This is a genomic window from Agromyces lapidis, from assembly GCF_009749405.1.
GTDB classification, from domain to species: Bacteria; Actinomycetota; Actinomycetes; order Actinomycetales; family Microbacteriaceae; genus Agromyces; species Agromyces lapidis.
In genome coordinates this window covers 143,587-160,887 of the sequence record NZ_WBIQ01000005.1, presented here as the reverse complement: position 1 = coordinate 160,887, position 17,301 = coordinate 143,587, and the positions used below count along the sequence as shown (strand labels likewise).

Genomic DNA, 17,301 nt, shown 5'->3' with positions numbered 1-17,301 from the left:
ACGTCATCCTCCTCGGCGAGCGTGAAGACTCTGACTGAAGGATACGGCGACGCCCGTCACGGGGATAGACCCGGCGGGTCCGCAGCGACCGTGTCGGTCGCGTCGATCGTGAAACCCCTTGCCCCGGACGCCGTCCGCGACCCTACGATGGGGCATGACCGTCGCGCTCAGGGGACTCTCGACCGTCGTGCCGCCGACCGTGCTCGTCCAACCGGAGGTGCGCGACGTCTTCGCGGCGCAGCCCGGTCTGAACCGGCTCGGCCAGCGCATCATCCAGACGAGCTTCGACGTCTCGGGGATCTCGACCCGGCACACCGTGCTCGACGAATTGAGTTGGGACGCCCACCCCGATGATCCGGTGTTCTTCGACATCGAGTCGGGTGAGCTGCTCCTGCCGGGAACGAAGGCCCGTAACGAGCTCTACGCCGAGCACGCGACGGGACTCTACGTCGAGGCGGGTCGGGCCGCCGTCGCGGCGACCCCCGGCCTCGAAGCCGCCGACGTCACGCACGTGATCACCGTGAGCTGCACCGGCTTCTACGCCCCGGGCCCCGACTTCATGATCGCCCGCGAGCTCGGCCTCGACGAGGGGGTGCAGCGCTACCACCTCGGCTTCATGGGGTGCTACGCGTCGATCCCCGCGCTGCGAATGGCCGCGCAGCTCTGCGAGGCGGATGCCTCGGCGGTCGTGCTCGTCGTCTCCGTGGAGCTGTGCACGCTGCACCTCCGATCGTCGAACGACCCCGACACGATCGTCGCGTCGTCGCTCTTCGCCGACGGCGCCGGGGCCGGCATCGTCACCGCGCGTGAACCCGAGCCGGGGGAGCGGGCCTTCGCGCTCGACCGCTTCGCCACCCGCATCACGCCGACCGGCGAGGGCGACATGGCGTGGAAGATCGGAGACCACGGCTTCGAGATGGTGCTCTCGAACGCCGTGCCCGCGATCATCGACGAGCACATCACCGGCGCCCTCGAACCGCTGTTCGCCCACGACGATTCCCTCGCCGAGGCGCTCGCGACGGATGCCTCCGGCGAGGCCGTCGAGCACTGGGCGATCCACCCGGGCGGGCGCAGCATCCTCGACAAGGTCGAGGTCAGGCTCGCCCTCAGCGAGGCGCAGCTCGTGCCGGCGCGCGAGACGCTGCGCGACTACGGCAACATGTCGAGCGCGACCGTGCTGTTCGTGATGAGGCGGATCCTCGACGGCAGCGCGGCGCCCGGCGACCGGGTCGCGGCGATGGCGTTCGGGCCGGGGCTCACCGTCGAGTCGGCGCTGCTCACGGTGATGGGCTGACGCGAATGGGCGTCTGGCGTTCGCTCGGTTCTCGCGACGCCTCGGTGCGCGAGCTCATGGACGACCCCGCGTGCGACGCCGCGACGCTCGCGCGCACCTACGACCAGTTCCGGCTCGTCAACGGGGTCGTCTCGGGTGCGGGCTCGGTGTACCGGCGATGGATCCGCCCGCGGCTCTCGCCGGTGTGGACGACCCGGCTGCTCGACGTCGGGACGGGCGGGGCCGACCTGCCGCGGCGCTGGCTGCGCCGCGCCGCCGCGGAGGGGCTGCGCCTCGAGGTCACCGCGATCGACCCCGATCCCCGCGCCCTCGCCGCCGCGCTCGCCGCGAACCAACGCGACCCGGTGCCGGGACTCGAGCTGTCGGCCGCGACGACCGCCGAGCTGGCTGCCGCAGACCGCCACTTCGACCTCGTCTTGTCGAACCACGTGCTGCACCACCTCGACGGCCTCGAGTTCGGCGCACTGCTCGCCGACTCCGAGCGGCTCGCCGAGCTCGGCGGCACGGTCGTGCACGGCGACATCGAGCGCAGTCGCCTCGCGTACGCGGCGTTCGCGGCCGGCACCTGGCCGTTCGCCGCGAACCTGCTCTCCGGATCGTTCATCCGGGCCGACGGGCTCGCGTCGATCCGGCGCAGCCACACCGCGGCCGAGCTCGAGGCGGTGCTGCCGTCGGGCTGGCGCGTGCGACGGGCGACGCCGTCACGGCTCGAGGTGATCTGGCAGGCGGATGCTGCGGGGCGGGCCCGCGGGTGACGCCCCAGGTCGTCGTCGTGGGCGGCGGGCCGGTCGGGCTCCTCTCGGCGGTGCTCCTCGCCGATCGCGGCGTCGACGTCGTCGTGCTCGAACGCCGCCTCGAGCGGTCGACGAGGCCGAAGGCGATCGGCGTGCACGCGCCGGGGGTTCGGGCGCTTCGCGAGGCCGGGGTGCTCGCCGAGCTCGAAGGGGCGGGCACCCGCATCACCGGCGGCGAGGTCGGCGTCGCCGGGCGCCGACTCGGACGGCTGCGGTTCGCCGAGGCGTCCGCGGTGCTGTCGGTGCCGCAGCACCTGGTCGAGGCCGCGCTCGAGCGGCGGCTCGGCGAGCTCGCGCCGAGCGCGCTCCGCCGAGGAGCCGAGGTCATCGGACTCGCGCAGGACCGGAACGCGCTGCGGGTGCGGCTCGTCGACGGCGGTGAGCTCGTCGCGCGCTGCGCCATCGTCGCCGACGGCGTGCGCAGCCGGCTGCGCGAGCCGCCCGGCATCAACTGGCGGCGCAGGCCCGGGGTCGCTCGGTACGCGATGGCCGACCTCACCGGGCCGGGCGACGACGTCGCCCGGCTGCACTTCGAGGCCGGCGGCGTCGTCGAGGCGCTGCCCCTCCCCGATGGTCGGCGCTGGGTCGTGCACCTCGCCGACCGGGATCCGGGGGATGCGATCGACGCCGCCGGGTTCGCGGCGATCGTGGCCGAGCGGGTCGGGGTGCGCCTCGACGGCGTGCCCGAGCCGAGCGTGTTCCTCGCGAGCCAGCACGTCGCCGACCGCTTCGTCGTCGGCCGGGTCGTGCTCGCGGGCGACGCCGCCCACGAAGTGAGCCCGATCGGCGGGCAGGGCATGACCCTGGGGTTCCTCGACGCGCTCGCGCTCGCCGAGGCGCTGCCCGACGCGCTCGCATCGCCCGACGGCGGCGACCTCGCCCTGCCGCTGAGGCGCTACGGGAGGCGGCGCCGCCGCGCGGCGATGCGGGCCTGCCGCCGGGCACGGTTCAACATGGCGATGGGGGCTCCGGCACGTGGCATCCGACTCGCCCTTCGCAACACCGCCGTGCGCCTGCTCGCGGTGCCCCCGATGCGCGCGATGCTCGCCGGGGTGTTCACGATGCGCGGGCTGTGAGCGCCCGGGTGCTCAGAGCACGACGCGCGTGAGCACGAAGACCGGGATCCGGCGGTCGGTCTTCGTCTGGTAGTTCGCGTAGTCGGGCCAGGTCTCGTTGGCGCGCGTCCACCACTCGTCGCGCTCGTCGCCGTCGACCTCGCGGGCGACGTAGTCGTGCTTCTCGTCGCCGTCCTGCAGCTCGACCGCGGGGTGCGCCTTGAGGTTCCAGTACCACTTCGGGTGCTCGGTCGAGCCGCCCTTCGAGGCGACCACCGCGTACTCGCCGTCGTGCTCGACCCGCATGAGCGCCGTCTTGCGGAGCTTGCCGCTCTTCGCGCCGCGCGTCGTCAGCACGATGATGGGGCGGCCGCGCAGCAGGTTGGCCGCGGCGCCGTCGGATGCCTCGTAGGCCTCGGCCTGCTTGCGGGCCCAGTCGGCGGTGCTGGGGGCGTACTCGCCTTCGAGTGGCATGGATTCTCCTTCGAGTCGTTCCTCGGGTCAACCGAGGCGGGCGCCGAGTTCTTCCCGTCCGTCCGATTCCGTCTCGGGCTGGATGATCTCATGTCGTGCGCGCCCGCGAGACCGGCGTGAGGCCCTGCGATCCTCCCTGTGGAAGAATCGCGCCGATGGCGGCACACGAACTCGAGCACCTCCGCACCTTCCTCACCGTGCTGCGCGCGGGGTCGATGAGCGAGGGCGCGCGGCTGCTCGGCCTCTCACAGGCGACGGCGAGTTCGCACGTGCAGGCGCTCGAGCAGCGGCTCGGCACCGTGCTCTTCGAACGCGGCGCCACGGGAGTCGTCGCGACCCCGCGCGCGGTGGCCCTCGGCCGCGAGGTCGCCGGGCCGCTCGACGCGCTCGACGACGTGCTCGCCCCCGCGGCGGCCGGCGGCACCGAGACCATCGACGTCGGGGGAGCGGCCGAGTTCCTGGGCGAGGTGCTCGCACCGCGACTCGACGAGCTCGCGGATGCCTCGGCGGCGCGTCTGCGGCTGCGCTTCGGCCTCGCCGACGGGTTGCTCGACGAGTTGCGCACCGGCGCCCTCGACCTCGTCGTGAGCGCGGTGCGCCCGTCGCAGCGCGGCCTCAGCGCAATGCCGCTCGTCGACGAGGAGTTCGTGCTCGTGGCGTCACCCCGCTGGCGCCTCGCCGGCCCGCCCGAGAGCACGGAGGCGGTCGCCGCGGCGCTCGCCGAGGTGCCCCTCATCGCGTACGGCGACGAACTGCCGATCGTGCGCCGCTACTGGCGTTCGGTGTTCGGGCACCGCCCCGACGGCCTGCGCCCGATCGCGGTGATCCCCGACCTCCGAGCGATCCGCTCCGCGCTCGTCGCCGGCGTCGGCATGTCGGTGCTGCCGCGGTACCTCGTCGAGTCGGAGCTCGCCGCGGGGCGTCTCGTGGCCCTGTACGAGCCCGAGCTGGCGCCGCTCAACACGCTCTACCTCGTCGCCCGCACGGGCGAGCTCGACCGCAGCGATCGCCTCCGCGCGCTCGCGGAGGCGATCGTCGAGGTCGCGCGAGACTGAGGGCCGCGCGGGGCGGATCGGCGGAGTCGCGCCCGCGGATGCCCGAGTCGGGCGTCAGGCCGCCGCGCGCTCGGTCAGGGCGGCGAGAAGGGCCTCGGCGACCGCCTCGCTCGACTGCGGGTTCTGGCCGGTGATGAGGTTGCCGTCGCGCACGACGTGGCTCGACCAGGCGGCGCCGCCCTCGACCAGGGCTCCGCGCTCGGCCAGCGTCGACGCCACGAACCACGGGGTGCCGGCGCCGAGTCCGCCCGAGCGCTCCTCCTCGTCGGTGAACACCGTGAGGGCGCGGCCGGCGAAGGCGAACCCGCCGTCGGGGCGGGTCGCGCTGAGCAGGGCGGCCGGGCCGTGGCAGAACGGCGCGATGAGCACGGCGGCGGCGTCGGCGGCGATGAGCGCGGCGCCGACGGCGGGGTCGTGCGCGAGATCGACCATCGGCCCGTGGCCGCCGGGCAGCACGAGCGCGTCGAAACCGCTCGCGTCGAGTTCGGCGATCGATGCGGGCGAGGCGAGTTCGGTGGCGATGCCGTCCAGGTAGCCGCGGAACTCCTCGACCTTCGCGGCGTCGCCGACGAGGTCGGTCGACAACGAGCCCGGGTCGACCGGCGCCGGCGCGCCGCCCGGAGTCGCGATCGTGGTCTCGGCGCCCCCGGCCGAGAGGGCCCGGTGCGCGACGACGAGTTCTTCGGCCCAGAAGCCGGTGGGGTGGTGGCTGCCGTCGGCGAGCTCGATCGACTCGGCGGCGGTGACGATCATGAGGATGCGGGTCATGGGGTTCCTTTCGACGTCCATGAGTCTCGCCCCGGGGTATTCGCCGGGGTCATCGGAAAAGCGATGGCGGGTATCGGCGCGGCCGCGCAGCGTCGTCAGCGCTCGAGTGCGCGCAGCGCGAGCCAGGCGGCGGTGCGGTCGTCGGGATTCGACATCGACAGCCCGGTGAGGTCTTCGATGCGATGGAGGCGGGAGGCGAGCGTCTGCCGGTGCACGCCGAGCGCCGACGCGGTGGTGCCGAGTGCGCCGTGCTCGACGAGGTAGACCCGCAGGGTCTGCAGCAGTTCGCCGTGCGCGCCGTCGGCGCCGCGCAGCGGGTCGAGCAGCTCGGCGATGCCGGCGGCGGCGTCGGCGTCGAGTCGTTCGAGCACCAGGGCGACCGTCGGCAGCGCCCGGTACCGCACGACAGTGCGGGCGTCGGCGACGGCGGACTCGTGCGCCTGGCGGGCCTCGGCCGCGCTGCGGGCGAGTGCGTCGCCGGGTGCGGATGAGCCGAGTCCGAGGCGGAGCACCGCGTTCCCGTCGAGCGCGAACTCCACGGCCCTGCGGGCGAAGGCGTCGACCTGGTCGTCGCGGAGGAACCCGAGCACGCGGTCGTGCGACTCGGTCAGCACGTGCACCGCGCCGAGCTCGTCGAGCCAGCGCGTGACGAGCCGTTCGAGGTCGACGCCCTTCGAACGGCTCGAGAGGGCGAAGGCGGTGAGGCTGCGTTCGCGCACGCCCCACCGGCGCAGCAGAGCGGATGCCTCGGCACCGCCCGCGAGCAGGGTGTCGACCATCACCGCACGGCCGAGGCGCTCGGTGCCGGTGTGGTCGTGCGTGCGCAGCACGAGGTCGAGGAGCGCGGCGGCCTGCGACGCGAGGTCGCGCGCCCGGCTCGTCGAGCTCTCGCGCGAGGCGATCACGAGGATGGCGGTGAGATCCTCGCCCGGGCCGACCGGATGCACCTGCAGGCCGGGGTGCCGAACGCGCACCGGGCGGTTGAACGCGACGGCCACCGCGTCCTGCACGTGGAGCCCGCCCGCGCCCGCGGTGGTGATGACCTGGCCGTACGCATCGAGCAGCACGGCCCAGCCGTCGATGCGGTGGGCGAGTTCGGCGATGACCGCCTTGGCACCGCCGCGACGGGCCACCTGCGTGAGCACCTTCGTGCCGTTCGTCACGAGCCGGTCTTCTGCGGCCTGGTCGGCGGCGAGGAGGGCGACGAGGGTGGGGAGGATCGCGGACTCGTGGCCGGGCGCCCCGACGAGTGCGGTGACTCGGGCGTCGGCCAGCGCGGCGCGGAGCGCGGGGTCGTCGGCGCCGGTCACGAGCACCGCGTCGGCGAGGGACGCGGCGCGGGCGTCGCCCGAGGCCAGGGCGCCGAGGAGTTCGTCGCGCTCGCCGATGACGAGCGTCGCGAAGGAGGGATGGACCACGACCGAGAAGTCGTCGAGCGCCACCGCGGATTCGACCGGATTCGACGGCTCGACACGGCCGGGCACCAACGTGGCGCCGAGCGTCGAGGCCAGGGAATCGAGTCGACGGGCCATGGAGGAAGTGTACGAGATGTCGAACCGGGAGGGGGCGACCCACACTTTCTCACAGTGCCGCGCAGGCGTCGGCCTGCCTAGCATCGGCATGCCCAGCAAGTGATCCGAGGGAGCATCAATGAAAGCCATCGTCTTCCGGCAGCCGGAGACGCCGATCGAGGTCGCCGACGTCGAACTCGCCGCCCCCAAAGCCGGCGAGGTGCGCGTCAAGATCGCCGCGGCCGGCGTCTGCCACTCCGACCTGCACGTGAAGCGAGGGGAATGGGACGCCCCGGCACCGCTCGTCATGGGACACGAGGGCTCGGGCGTGGTCGTCGAGCTCGGCGAGGGCGTCACCTCGCTCGCCGTCGGCGACCACGTCGTGCTCAGCTGGGTGCCGCCGTGCGGCGAATGCCGCTACTGCCTGTCGGGTCACGAGGCCCGTTGCCAGAAGGTCGCGACGGTCGTCGCGCCGAAGGGCGTGCTCTTCGACGGCACCTCGCGCCTCGAGCAGGGCGGCGAGCCGGTGCACCACTACCTCGGCGTCTCGTCGTTCGCCGAAGAGGTCGTCGTGCCCGCCTCGGGCGCCGTGAAGGTGCGCGACGACGCCCCGCTCGACGTGATCGCGGTCGTCGGCTGCGCCGTCGCGACCGGGGTCGGCGCGGTGCTCAACACCGCCGCGGTCGAGCCGGGCTCGACCGTCGTCGTGATCGGGTGCGGCGGCGTCGGCCTCAACGTCGTGCAGGGGGCGAAGCTCGCGGGCGCCGAGCGCATCGTCGCGATCGACGTGCTGCCCGAGAAGACGAAGCTCGCCCTGCAGTTCGGCGCGACCGACCGCATCGACGCCTCCCAGGGCGACGCGGTCGAGCAGCTGTTCGAGCTCATCCCCGACGGCGTCGACTACGCCTTCGACGCGATCGGCCGCACCGTCACGACCGAGCAGGCGATCCGCATGCTCGGCCTCGGCGGCGCCGCCGTGATCGTCGGGCTTCCGCCGACCGGCGCGAAGGCCTCCTTCGAACCGCTCGTGCTCGCCGAGGCCGACCAGCGCATCCTCGGCTCGAACTACGGTTCGGTGCGCCCCTCGATCGACATCCCCGCGCTCGTCGACCGCTACATGGACGGCCAGCTCAAGCTCGACCCGCTGATCTCCGCCCGCCGGCCCCTCGCCGAAGCGGCCGAGGCGTTCGACGACCTCGAATCGGGCGAGGCCCTCCGCACGCTGCTCATCCCGTAGCCCGCCGCTCCCGCCACCCCCGGCAGACCCATTCGCCCCACCGACTCATTGGAGAGTTCGACATGACCACCCCCACCCAGGTCGGCGCCCCCGCGCCGGCCCCCGTCGACGCCGGCCTCCGCCGCGGCGTCATGAGCGGCCCCGAGCTGGCCGCCCAGGCCATCGCCAACATCGCGCCGAGCGCCGTCATCGCCTTCACTGCCGCCGGCATCTACCTCGGCGCCGGCAACGGCACCATCTACTCGTTCATCCTCGCGACGCTCGTGATCCTCGCCGTCGGCTACTGCGTCATCGTGTTCGCGCGACGCCACGCCTCGGCCGGCTCGCTCTACACCTACGTCGCCAAGGGGCTCGGCCCGTTCGGTGCGTACCTCGCGGGCATCGCCCTGCTGGTGGGCTGCTGGGGCATCGCGGCCGGCTCGCTCGGCGGCGCGGTCTCGTACATGAGCCAGTTCCTCGTGCTGATCGGCATCCCCGCCGAGGGCATCGGCTGGTCGATGGCGCTCGCCGTCGTGCTCGGCGGGCTCGCGACGCTGTTCACCATCCGGGGCATCCGCCTCTCGGCGCGCGTCTCGCTCGTGCTCGAGCTCGTCTCGGTCGCGATCATCCTCGTGCTGCTGGTGCTCGCCCTCGTCTGGGCCGGCCCGGCCGCGTGGGACCCGGCGCAGTTCTCCCTCGAGGGCGTGCCGTTCCAGGGGGTCGCCGCCGGCATGGTGCTCGGCATCCTCGGCTTCGTCGGATTCTCCTCGGCCGACGCGCTCGGCCGCGAGGCGAAGAACCCGTACACCGCCATCCCGCGCGCGATCATGTGGAGCGCGGTGACCGTCGGCATCCTCTACGTCTTCGCCGCGTACACGCAGATCGCCATCCTCGGCGAGGACCTCGCCACCGTGGCGAGTCCGCTCGAGGCGATCGCCACGCAGATCGGCATGCCCGCCTGGTTCGCGCCGCTCCTCACCTTCGGCGTCGGCGCCTCGTTCTTCGCCGTCGTCGTCGCGCCGCTCAACGTCGTCGGCCGCATCATCTACGTGATGGGCAAGGAGGGCGTCGTCGCCGAACGCTTCGGACGCACGCACGAACGCCACCTCACGCCGCACCGCGTGCTGCTCGTCGCCGGCCCCGCCGCGATCGCGCTCGACCTCGTGCTCCTCGCCATCGGCGTGAACCCGATGGACATCGTCGTCTGGGTCGACACCTACGGAACGTACGGCTACATGGTGGCGTACGCGCTCGTCGCGATCGCCTGCGTCGCCTACACGCGCCGCGAGAAGATGCGCAACGGCCTCGTCTGGCTCTGCGCCGTCGTGTCGGTCGGGGCGATGGCCTACGTGTTCTTCGCGAACGTGTGGCCGGTGCCGGCGTGGCCGCTGAACGTCATCCCGTACCTGTTCCTCGTCACGATGATCGCGGCGATCGCCTGGTACCTGCACCTCGCGAAGCACCGCCCCGAGGTGCTCAAGGCCATCGGCAACACCGAGACCGACGCGCTCGAGGGCGTGGGCTGAGTCTCGCCGAACGACGACGGATGCCTCCCCGCGCGCTGCGGGGAGGCATCCGTCGTTCGCGGTCGGCCGACCCGGGTCAGCCGCGCTCGAGTTCGAGCGAGAACTCGACGAAGCCGTCGGGCTCGACCGAGACGAAACCGAGGTCGGGCGCCTCGATGCCGAAGTCGGCGAAGGTGATCGGGATGCTTCCGGCCACCTGGCCGCCGGCGCCGTTCAGCACCGCCTCGAGCTCGACCGTGACGGTCTTCGCCACGCCCGCGAGGGTGAGTTCGCCGGTCGCGGTGATGGTCTGCACCTCGCCGACGGCCGGGGCGGTGTCGACCGCGATCGGCTCGGTGAGGACGAATGTCGCTGTGGGGAACTCGTCGGTGCGCATCGCATTCGAACGGAAGTACTCGTCGCGGTTGCCCGAATCGGTCGCGATCGAGGCGACGTCGACGGTGAACGAGGCGGCCGTCAGGGTGAGCCCGTCGACCGCGAGCTCTCCGGTCACCTCCTCGGTGCGGCCGGTCACGGTCACGTCGGTGCCGTTCAACACCTCGTCGACGCGGTACCCCGCGAAGGAGCCGTCGCCCACGACCCACGCGCCGCTGAGGTCGCCGGGTTCGCCCGGGGCATCCGCCGCGCCCGTCTCGGTGGGGGAGACGGTGACGCTCGGGGCGGCGTCGGCCTCGCCGACGATGAGGTCGCGGTAGACGATCGGTCCGGCGATCGCGGCGGTCGCGCCGAGGGCGAGCACCCCCGCGAGGATCGAGGCGGTGATGATCTTCGTGCGCTTCTGCATGCGGCTCCTGCTCGGGCGTGGGGCGTCGGAGTTCGAGCATGGCGCACCAACGTATGAGAACGCATTGAATCGCCGGCGGAGGTTCCCAGATGACGGCGGATGGCGCAGACTGGCGCCATGAGCGATGAAGCTTCGGGGGAGGGGGCGGTGCGCGACGCAACGGGGGAGTCCGACCCGCCCGGTGCCGATCCGCACATTCTCGGGCCCGATCTCCTGCCGACGCCGTTCACGGCCGAGGAGATCCGCGCGGCGGCGGGCACGGGCAAGACGATCCGCCTTCTCGTCGAGCTGCCGGGCGGCGAGCGCTTCGAGCGGGTGAACCGCTTCAGCGACTGCGACGCCGAGGGCGCGACCCTCGAGCAGTGGCGGCTCGACGCCGCGGGCGCCGTCGACGGGGTGGTCACGAGCGAGCGCGTGACCTGGCGCGAACTGCAGGAGCACGCCGCCTTCCCGGCCGAGCACACGAGCCGGACGTCGACGACGCTCGCGCTCGCCGAGGGCGGGCTCGGCACCGTCGAGTGCCTGCACTACGAGGCGCGGCACGGCGACGGCGATGCGGCGCAGGCCTCACGCTTCTGGTTCGCGCTCGATCATCCCGGGATGCCCGTGCGGTACGAGATCCCGACGCCGTCGGGGGTCGTGCGCACGACCGTGGTCGCGGTCGAGCGGGACGCCCCGGAGGCGTTGGTCGAGTAGCGGGGAACGGAACGCCTACTCGGCGCTCGAGCGCGTCGGCCGCCAGCCGAGGCTCGGCGCGACGTGCTCGGCGAACGCGGCGACGAGCCGCAGGTTGAACTCGACGCCGAGCTGGCTCGGGATGGTGAGCATGAGCGTGTCGGCCTCGTGGATCGCGGCGTCGCGCAGGAGTTGCTCGACGAGCTTGTCGGGCGTGCCCGCATAGGTCTTGCCGAACGTCGAGCGCATGCCGTCGATCATGCCGACCCCGTCGCCGTCCTGCCGGCCGCCGAAGTAGAGCTCGTCTTCGGCGGTCGTGATGGGGAAGATCGAGCGGCTCACCGAGGTGCGCGGCTCACCCGGATGCCCCGCCTCGCGCCAGGCGTCGCGGAACGCCCGGATCTGCTGCGCCTGCAGCTCGTCGAACGGCAGGCCCCGGTCTTCGGTGAGCAGCGTCGACGACATCAGGTTGACGCCCGCGCGCCCGGCCCACTCGGCCGAATCGCGGTTGCCTGCGCCCCACCAGATTCGCGAGCGCAGGCCGGGCGAGTAGGGCTCGATGCGCGCCATGCCGCGGCCGCCGAACGGCGACGAGGCATCCAGCTCGGCCATGCCCTTGCCCTCGATCGCCTCGAGGAAGCGCGCGAAGTGCTCGCGCGCGAGGTCGGCGCCGCGCGGGTCGGTCGACCCGGTGTAGCCGAAGGCCTCGTAGCCGCGCACGACCGACTCGGGTGATCCACGGCTCACGCCGAGGGCGAGTCGTCCGCCCGAGATGAGGTCGACGGCGGCGGCGTCCTCGGCGAGGTGCAGCGGGTTCTCGTAGCGCATGTCGACGACTCCCGTGCCCATCTCGATGCGCTCGGTGCGGGCGGCGATCGCCGCAAGCAGCGGCATCGGCGAGGCCTGCTGGCGCGCGAAGTGGTGCACGCGGAAGTAGACGCCGTTGACCCCCAGCTCGTCCATGCCCTGGGCGAGGTCGATCGCCTGCAGCATCGAGTCGGCCGCCGAGAGCTCGCGCCCGCCGCCGAGGGGTCCGTAGTGTCCGAATGAGAGCGTTCCGAAGCGTTCCACGTGAAACCGGAACGCCGTGCCGCGCACGTCTATTCCTATGCATGGATGCCTCGGGGTGGGGTGGCGCCAGGCGCGCGGCGCGTGGCGGACGGGATCAGCCCTTGCGCTGCGCGCGGTAGCTCGTCGGACTGACGCCGTGCACGCGACGGAAGCTGCGCGAGAAGTACAGCGGGTCGGCGTAGCCGACCGCGCTCGCGACGGCCGTGACCGGCATCGTCGTGGTGTCGAGCAGCGACCGGGCGCGGGCCATCTTGAGCGAGGTGTGGAAGGCGCCGGGGCCGCCGCCGGTCGCCCGGCGGAACTGCGTGCCGAGGTGCGACGGCGAGAGGCCCACGATGGCGGCGAGCTCCGCGACGGAGACCGTGCCGTCGACGCGGGCCTCGAGGTACCGCATGGCGCGTTCGAGCGGCGACCCGTCGGCCGGTTGCACGGCGTCGACCGAGAGACGGGCGAGGAGGTGCCAGGCGATGCCGGATGCCGCGAGCTGCTGCGCCGGCGAGGGGCGGCGCTCGAGCAGGGTCACGAGCTCGTCGAACAGGGCGACGACCCGGTCGATCGATCGAAGACGCGCCACCGGCTGCGGCCTGCCGAGCAGCGGGCCGGTGAGCTCGGCGATGTCGGTGCCGCGCGCATGGAGCCACCAGATCGTCCATGGTGTCGCCTCGGAGGCCTGGTACTCGTGCGGGATGCCTGCCGGGATCGCCACCCATGAGCCGGGAACGAGCGCATGATCCGTGTCCGCGATGCACACGCGACCGCTGCCCGCGACGCACACGATCACGATCGTCTCGGGCGAACCGTTCGGCCGGGCACGTCGATGGCCGGCGGCGACCGGGAAGTACCCGGCGTCGCTCACGACGAGGTGCCGTGCCCCCGCGGCGCGCGCGGCGGCGTCGAGTTGCGGGCGCGGCACGACGGCCAGCCGCTGGTTCGCGAACCCCTCGGCGCGGTGACTCGGCGCGGAGAGCGGTGTTTCGTCCATGTCCTCCCTCGTTCTCACCATACCCGCCCCGTGTTCGCGGCCGTAGCGTCGAAGCAGGCCGGAGCTGCCGGTCGTGCCGGGCGCCGCAGAGGCCGCACCCACCCACCGAGGAGACCGCGATGATGACGGATGCCGCCCGCCAGAGCTCGGAGGCGACGGATCCCGCCGACGGGCCGATCGTCCTTCCGGAGGCGCCCGCCGCACTGAGGCCGACCCTGGACGCCGGAGGCGCCGTCGCCTGGGACGAGCCGATCTGCATCCGGACGTACGAGGCCGACGAGCCGAGCCGGTACCCGATGTTCCTCGACCACCGCGTCTACCAGGGGTCGAGCGGCAGGGTGTACCCGATCCCGTTCACCGAGCGCATCGCCGAGCAATCGTCGATGCGCGAGTGGCGGGCGGTGCACCTCGAGAACCGCTACCTGCGCCTCGTCATCCTGCCCGAACTCGGCGGGCGCATCCATGTGGGCTACGACAAGGTCAACGACTACGACTTCTTCTACCGCAACAACGTCGTCAAGCCGGCGCTCGTCGGGCTCGCCGGCCCCTGGATCAGCGGCGGCGTCGAGTTCAACTGGCCGCAGCACCACCGCCCCGCGACTTACCTGCCCGTCGAGACGTCGATCGAGGAGGGGGCCGACGGGTCGGTCACCGTGTGGTGCGCCGATCACGACCCGTTCGCGCGGATGTCGGCCCTGCACGGGGTGCGGCTGCGCCCCGAGAGCACGGTCGTCGAACTGGTCGTGCGCCTGCACAACCGCACGAAGGAGCGCCAGACCTTCCTCTGGTGGGCGAACGTCGCCGCGCGCGCCGACGGCGGCTACCAGGCCTTCTTCCCCGAGGACGTCCGCTACGTCGCCGACCATGCCCGGCGCGCGCTCACGGCGTTCCCCGAGGCGGACCGCCCCTACTACGGCGTCGACTACCCGGCGCTCGCCGAGGACGTGCCCGACGCCGCCCGGATCGACGCTTACCGGAACATCCCCGTGCCGACGTCGTACATGATCGTCGACTCCCAGCAGGACTTCTTCGGCGGCTACGACCATGCCGCAGGCGGTGGATTCGTGCACTGGGCGGAGCGACGGGTCTCGCCGGGCAAGAAGCTCTGGACCTGGGGCGACGCGCCGTTCGGGCACGCGTGGGATGCGCAGCTCACCGACGACGACGGGCCGTACGTCGAGCTCATGGCGGGCGTGTACACCGACAACCAGCCCGACTTCAGCTGGATCCTGCCGGGCGAGGCGAAGGCGTTCACGCAGTTCTGGTACCCGATTCCGGCCATCGGCGCCGCGCATCAGGCCACCCCCGATGCCGCGGTGCACGTCGACCGCGGCGATGCCGTGACGGCGCGGTTCGCCGTCACCTCGCCGCAGCCCGGTGCGACGCTGCGCCTGCTCGACGACGATCGCGTCGTCGCCACGCGGACGGAGGACCTGGTTCCCGGCGTCCCCGCGGTCATCACAGGCGAGTCGCCAGAGGGGGAACCCGCCGTGGACCTGCTCGATCGCGACGGGCGACTGCTCGTACGCTGGACGCCCAGCCGGGTCGACGACGCGGGCGAGCCCTGGGTCGCGGAGGAGCCGCCACCGCCCGAGGCGATCGAATCGGTCGAGGAGCTCTACCTGACGGGGCTTCACCTGCAGCAGTACCGGCACCCCACGCGCTCGCCGCTCGGCTACTGGCGCGCCGCTCTCGAACGCGACCCGGGCGACGTGCGCACCAATCTCGCACTCGCCGACCACGACTACCGCGCCGGTCGATACGAGCCGGCGGTCGGGCGGACACGGCTGGCGCTGGCACGGCTGACCAGGCGGAACGCGAACCCCCTCGACGCCGAGGCCTTCTACCTGCTCGGGCTCGCACTCGGTCGGCTCGGTCGCCGCGCCGAGGCCGAGCAGGCGTTCGGGAAGGCCGGATGGGACGGCACCTGGGCCGCGGCCGCGGGATTCGCGCTGGCCCAGTCGCTCGGCCGACGCGGGCAGAACCGCTCCGCGCTGCGCGTGCTCGACTCGCTCGACGGAGTGGTGGGCCATGACGCGCGGCGCACGGCGCTGCGCGCGATCGTGCTGCGCCGTCTCGGCAGAGGCGGGGAGGCCCGAGAGCTCGTGCTCACCGCGCTCGAGGCGGATCCGCTCGATGCGACGCTGCGCCACCTCGCCGGTGCGGAGGTCGCGGCGGAGGGCGGGCTGCTGCTCGACATCGCCATCGACCTCCGCGACGCCGGAGCGGTCGCCGAGTCGCTCGCCGTGCTCGAGCGCGCCGCAGCGGCGCCGATCACCGCGGCGGGCAACCAGCGTCCGATCGCGTGCTACCTCGCCGCGGCGTTGCTCGACGAGCAGGGCCGGGCCGAGGAGGCGGCGCAGCATCGGAGTCGGGCGCGGGACTGCGATGCGAGCTGGGCGTTCCCGCACGGGCTCGATGCGCACGACGCACTGCGGGCCGCGCTCGCCGCCGACGAGTCGGACGACGTCGCCCACTCGCTGCTCGGCATGCTGCTCTTCGCGCACGGTCGCCGTGCCGAGGCGGCTCGGCACTGGGACGAGGCGGTGGCGCTCGGCTCGCGGGAGCCCGTGCTGCTGCGCAACGCGGCGATCGCGGCCTACAACGTCGACGGCGACGAGGCGAGGGCGTGGTCGTACTTCGAGCTCGCGATCGCCGCGGCCCCGGCCGATGCGCGCCTGCACTACGAACGGGATCAGCTCGCGATTCGGCTCTGCCATGGTGCGCTGGAGCGGCTCGAACGGCTGAAGGCGGTGGAACCGCTCGTGCTCTCCCGTGACGACTTCACGATCGAGTACGTGACGCTGCTCACGGCCGAGGGGCAGGCCGCCAGTGCCCACGAGATCCTCTCGACTCGCCGCTTCCGTCCGTGGGAGGGCGGCGAAGGTCGAGCGGTCGCGGCCTGGGACGCGGCGCTGAACGCTCTCGGACTGCCGCTCGCCGACCCGCCGGCGACGCTCGGCGAGGCTCGCGCGCGCTACGTGCCGCCGGCCGCCAAGCGGGCCGACGGGGTGACCGACTACTTCGCGACCAGCCTGCCCGAGCTGCTCCTGTTCAGCCGGGTACCCGGCGACGAGTGAGCCCCCGATGACGGCAGGGCCTGCCGGGGCCGGCTACTCGCTGCGGGCCGCCGGCTACGAAGCCGAGATCGTGCAGCTCGGGGCGAGCGTCCGACGCCTCACGGCCGGCGGACGCGACCTCGTCATGCCGTTCGCCGCCGACGAGGAGCGTCCCGCGATGCGCGGTGCGCTGCTCGCCCCCTGGCCGAACCGCCTCGCCGACGGCCGGTACGAGTTCGGTGGGCACCGGCACCGGCTCCCGGTCGATGAGCCCGCGACCCGCACGGCCGCGCACGGGCTCGTCGCCCTGCGCCGCTTCGAACCCGACCTCGTCGAGCCCGATCGGGTCGGGCTCCGCACCCGGATCGAGCCGCGGGAGGGCTACCCGTGGCGCGTGGCGATCCGGGTGGAGTTCGTGCTCACCGAGCAGGGGCTCGCCCAAGAGGTCGTCGCGACGAACGAGAGCGGCACGCCCGCTCCGATCGGCTTGGGCGGGCATCCGTACCTGCTCGGCGGGCGACCGGGCCCGAGGGCGATCGACGAGTGGGACCTCGAGCTGCCCGCCGAGGAGGTCCTGCTCGTCAGCGGCGATCGCATGCTGCCGACCGTCTCGGCTGCGGTCGACTCGGCAGGCCGCGACGACGACTTCCGCGGCGGACGCCGGCTCGGCAGCGCGGTGCTGAACAACGCCTACACGCGATTCGCCGGTGCACGCGACGGACGCGCGCGGGCGAGGCTCGTCGACCGGAACGGGGTCGGCACCGAGATCTCGTGGGACGAGCGCTGCCGTTGGGTGCAGCTGTACACGTCCGACCATGCGACCGGCGACGACTTCCGCTGCGCCCTCGCCGTCGAGCCCATGACCTGCCCGCCCGACGCGTTCAACTCGAAGCGAGACCTCATCGCGCTCGCGCCCGGGGCGAGCACGAGCCTCGGGTGGACGATCAGCGCGGTGGGCTGATCGCGCGGCTCCCGCCGCCGGGCCGCGGGTCTGGCACGCGGACGGCTCTGGCGCGCCCCGTGGCATCCGTCTACCG

The 17,301-nt window shown here is 73.1% G+C and carries 15 protein-coding genes; 9 read left to right on the top strand and 6 right to left on the bottom strand.

What is annotated here, in order from left to right; genetic code table 11:
* Nucleotides 1-154 precede the first annotated feature (154 nt).
* From GQQ93_RS07680 to GQQ93_RS07670, 3 genes are read left to right on the top strand one after another with little or no spacing between them, the layout of a single operon-like run.
* Nucleotides 155-1,294: a type III polyketide synthase gene (locus GQQ93_RS07680; protein ID WP_157423656.1), complete on the top strand. Its 1,140-nt coding sequence runs from the start codon at nt 155-157 to the stop codon at nt 1,292-1,294.
* Nucleotides 1,295-1,299: 5 nt separating this feature from the next.
* A complete protein-coding gene (locus GQQ93_RS07675) occupies nt 1,300-2,049 on the top strand; it encodes a methyltransferase domain-containing protein (RefSeq protein WP_157423655.1) in 750 nt (249 codons plus the stop codon).
* Nucleotides 2,046-3,164, top strand: a complete 1,119-nt coding sequence (locus GQQ93_RS07670; RefSeq protein ID WP_170296151.1) for an FAD-dependent oxidoreductase — start codon at nt 2,046-2,048, stop codon at nt 3,162-3,164. Before GQQ93_RS07675 ends, GQQ93_RS07670 begins: the two co-directional genes overlap by 4 nt.
* Before the next feature lie 12 nt (nt 3,165-3,176).
* On the opposite strand, the gene GQQ93_RS07665 is transcribed toward GQQ93_RS07670, so the two are convergent.
* Entirely contained in the window at nt 3,177-3,617 is a 441-nt protein-coding gene (locus GQQ93_RS07665) for a nitroreductase family deazaflavin-dependent oxidoreductase (RefSeq protein WP_157423654.1), read from the bottom strand.
* A gap of 155 nt (nt 3,618-3,772) precedes the next feature.
* Between GQQ93_RS07665 and GQQ93_RS07660 the strand changes: the two genes are divergently transcribed.
* Complete coding sequence (locus GQQ93_RS07660) at nt 3,773-4,672, top strand: LysR family transcriptional regulator (RefSeq protein ID WP_157423653.1); 900 nt, start codon at nt 3,773-3,775, stop codon at nt 4,670-4,672.
* 54 nt (nt 4,673-4,726) lie between these two features.
* Here the strand turns inward: GQQ93_RS07660 and GQQ93_RS07655 are convergent, their stop codons facing one another.
* The gene (locus GQQ93_RS07655) at nt 4,727-5,440 is read right to left on the bottom strand and encodes a type 1 glutamine amidotransferase domain-containing protein (protein ID WP_157423652.1); all 714 of its coding nucleotides are present in this window, start codon (nt 5,438-5,440) and stop codon (nt 4,727-4,729) included.
* Between the two features lie 95 nt (nt 5,441-5,535).
* A complete protein-coding gene (locus GQQ93_RS07650) occupies nt 5,536-6,972 on the bottom strand; it encodes a PucR family transcriptional regulator (protein WP_157423651.1) in 1,437 nt (478 codons plus the stop codon).
* Between the two features lie 118 nt (nt 6,973-7,090).
* Here GQQ93_RS07650 and GQQ93_RS07645 point away from each other — a divergent pair, with 118 nt between their 5' ends.
* Nucleotides 7,091-8,188: an alcohol dehydrogenase catalytic domain-containing protein gene (locus GQQ93_RS07645; protein ID WP_157423650.1), complete on the top strand. Its 1,098-nt coding sequence runs from the start codon at nt 7,091-7,093 to the stop codon at nt 8,186-8,188.
* Nucleotides 8,189-8,319: 131 nt separating this feature from the next.
* Nucleotides 8,320-9,693, top strand: a complete 1,374-nt coding sequence (locus GQQ93_RS07640) for an APC family permease (protein WP_212277291.1) — start codon at nt 8,320-8,322, stop codon at nt 9,691-9,693.
* Between the two features lie 76 nt (nt 9,694-9,769).
* Here the strand turns inward: GQQ93_RS07640 and GQQ93_RS07635 are convergent, their stop codons facing one another.
* The gene (locus GQQ93_RS07635) at nt 9,770-10,477 is read right to left on the bottom strand and encodes a YceI family protein (RefSeq protein ID WP_157423648.1); all 708 of its coding nucleotides are present in this window, start codon (nt 10,475-10,477) and stop codon (nt 9,770-9,772) included.
* Between the two features lie 117 nt (nt 10,478-10,594).
* Between GQQ93_RS07635 and GQQ93_RS07630 the strand changes: the two genes are divergently transcribed.
* Nucleotides 10,595-11,173 (top strand): hypothetical protein, encoded by a 579-nt coding sequence (locus GQQ93_RS07630; RefSeq protein ID WP_246192175.1) that lies wholly within the window; start codon nt 10,595-10,597, stop codon nt 11,171-11,173.
* A gap of 15 nt (nt 11,174-11,188) precedes the next feature.
* Here GQQ93_RS07630 and GQQ93_RS07625 read toward each other — a convergent pair whose 3' ends face one another.
* Complete coding sequence (locus tag GQQ93_RS07625) at nt 11,189-12,223, bottom strand: LLM class flavin-dependent oxidoreductase (protein WP_157423647.1); 1,035 nt, start codon at nt 12,221-12,223, stop codon at nt 11,189-11,191.
* Nucleotides 12,224-12,317: 94 nt separating this feature from the next.
* Entirely contained in the window at nt 12,318-13,205 is an 888-nt protein-coding gene (locus tag GQQ93_RS07620) for an AraC family transcriptional regulator (protein WP_157423646.1), read from the bottom strand.
* A gap of 119 nt (nt 13,206-13,324) precedes the next feature.
* Here GQQ93_RS07620 and GQQ93_RS07615 point away from each other — a divergent pair, with 119 nt between their 5' ends.
* Complete coding sequence (locus GQQ93_RS07615; protein WP_157423645.1) at nt 13,325-16,285, top strand: DUF5107 domain-containing protein; 2,961 nt, start codon at nt 13,325-13,327, stop codon at nt 16,283-16,285.
* Nucleotides 16,286-16,292: 7 nt separating this feature from the next.
* Nucleotides 16,293-17,225: an aldose 1-epimerase family protein gene (locus tag GQQ93_RS07610; protein WP_157423644.1), complete on the top strand. Its 933-nt coding sequence runs from the start codon at nt 16,293-16,295 to the stop codon at nt 17,223-17,225.
* Nucleotides 17,226-17,301 lie beyond the last annotated feature (76 nt).

Bases quoted from the DNA above. Each gene is read 5' to 3' on its own strand.
- GQQ93_RS07660 (WP_157423653.1), top strand. From the start codon at position 3,773: ATGGCGGCACACGAACTCGAGCACCTCCGCACCTTCCTCACCGTGCTG.
- GQQ93_RS07680 (WP_157423656.1), top strand. From the start codon at position 155: ATGACCGTCGCGCTCAGGGGACTCTCGACCGTCGTGCCGCCGACCGTG.
- GQQ93_RS07640 (WP_212277291.1), top strand. From the start codon at position 8,320: ATGAGCGGCCCCGAGCTGGCCGCCCAGGCCATCGCCAACATCGCGCCG.
- GQQ93_RS07675 (WP_157423655.1), top strand. From the start codon at position 1,300: ATGGGCGTCTGGCGTTCGCTCGGTTCTCGCGACGCCTCGGTGCGCGAG.
- GQQ93_RS07615 (WP_157423645.1), top strand. From the start codon at position 13,325: ATGATGACGGATGCCGCCCGCCAGAGCTCGGAGGCGACGGATCCCGCC.
- GQQ93_RS07665 (WP_157423654.1), bottom strand. From the start codon at position 3,617: ATGCCACTCGAAGGCGAGTACGCCCCCAGCACCGCCGACTGGGCCCGC.
- GQQ93_RS07635 (WP_157423648.1), bottom strand. From the start codon at position 10,477: ATGCAGAAGCGCACGAAGATCATCACCGCCTCGATCCTCGCGGGGGTG.
- GQQ93_RS07655 (WP_157423652.1), bottom strand. From the start codon at position 5,440: ATGACCCGCATCCTCATGATCGTCACCGCCGCCGAGTCGATCGAGCTC.
- GQQ93_RS07645 (WP_157423650.1), top strand. From the start codon at position 7,091: ATGAAAGCCATCGTCTTCCGGCAGCCGGAGACGCCGATCGAGGTCGCC.
- GQQ93_RS07620 (WP_157423646.1), bottom strand. From the start codon at position 13,205: ATGGACGAAACACCGCTCTCCGCGCCGAGTCACCGCGCCGAGGGGTTC.
- GQQ93_RS07610 (WP_157423644.1), top strand. From the start codon at position 16,293: ATGACGGCAGGGCCTGCCGGGGCCGGCTACTCGCTGCGGGCCGCCGGC.
- GQQ93_RS07630 (WP_246192175.1), top strand. From the start codon at position 10,595: ATGAGCGATGAAGCTTCGGGGGAGGGGGCGGTGCGCGACGCAACGGGG.
- GQQ93_RS07650 (WP_157423651.1), bottom strand. From the start codon at position 6,972: ATGGCCCGTCGACTCGATTCCCTGGCCTCGACGCTCGGCGCCACGTTG.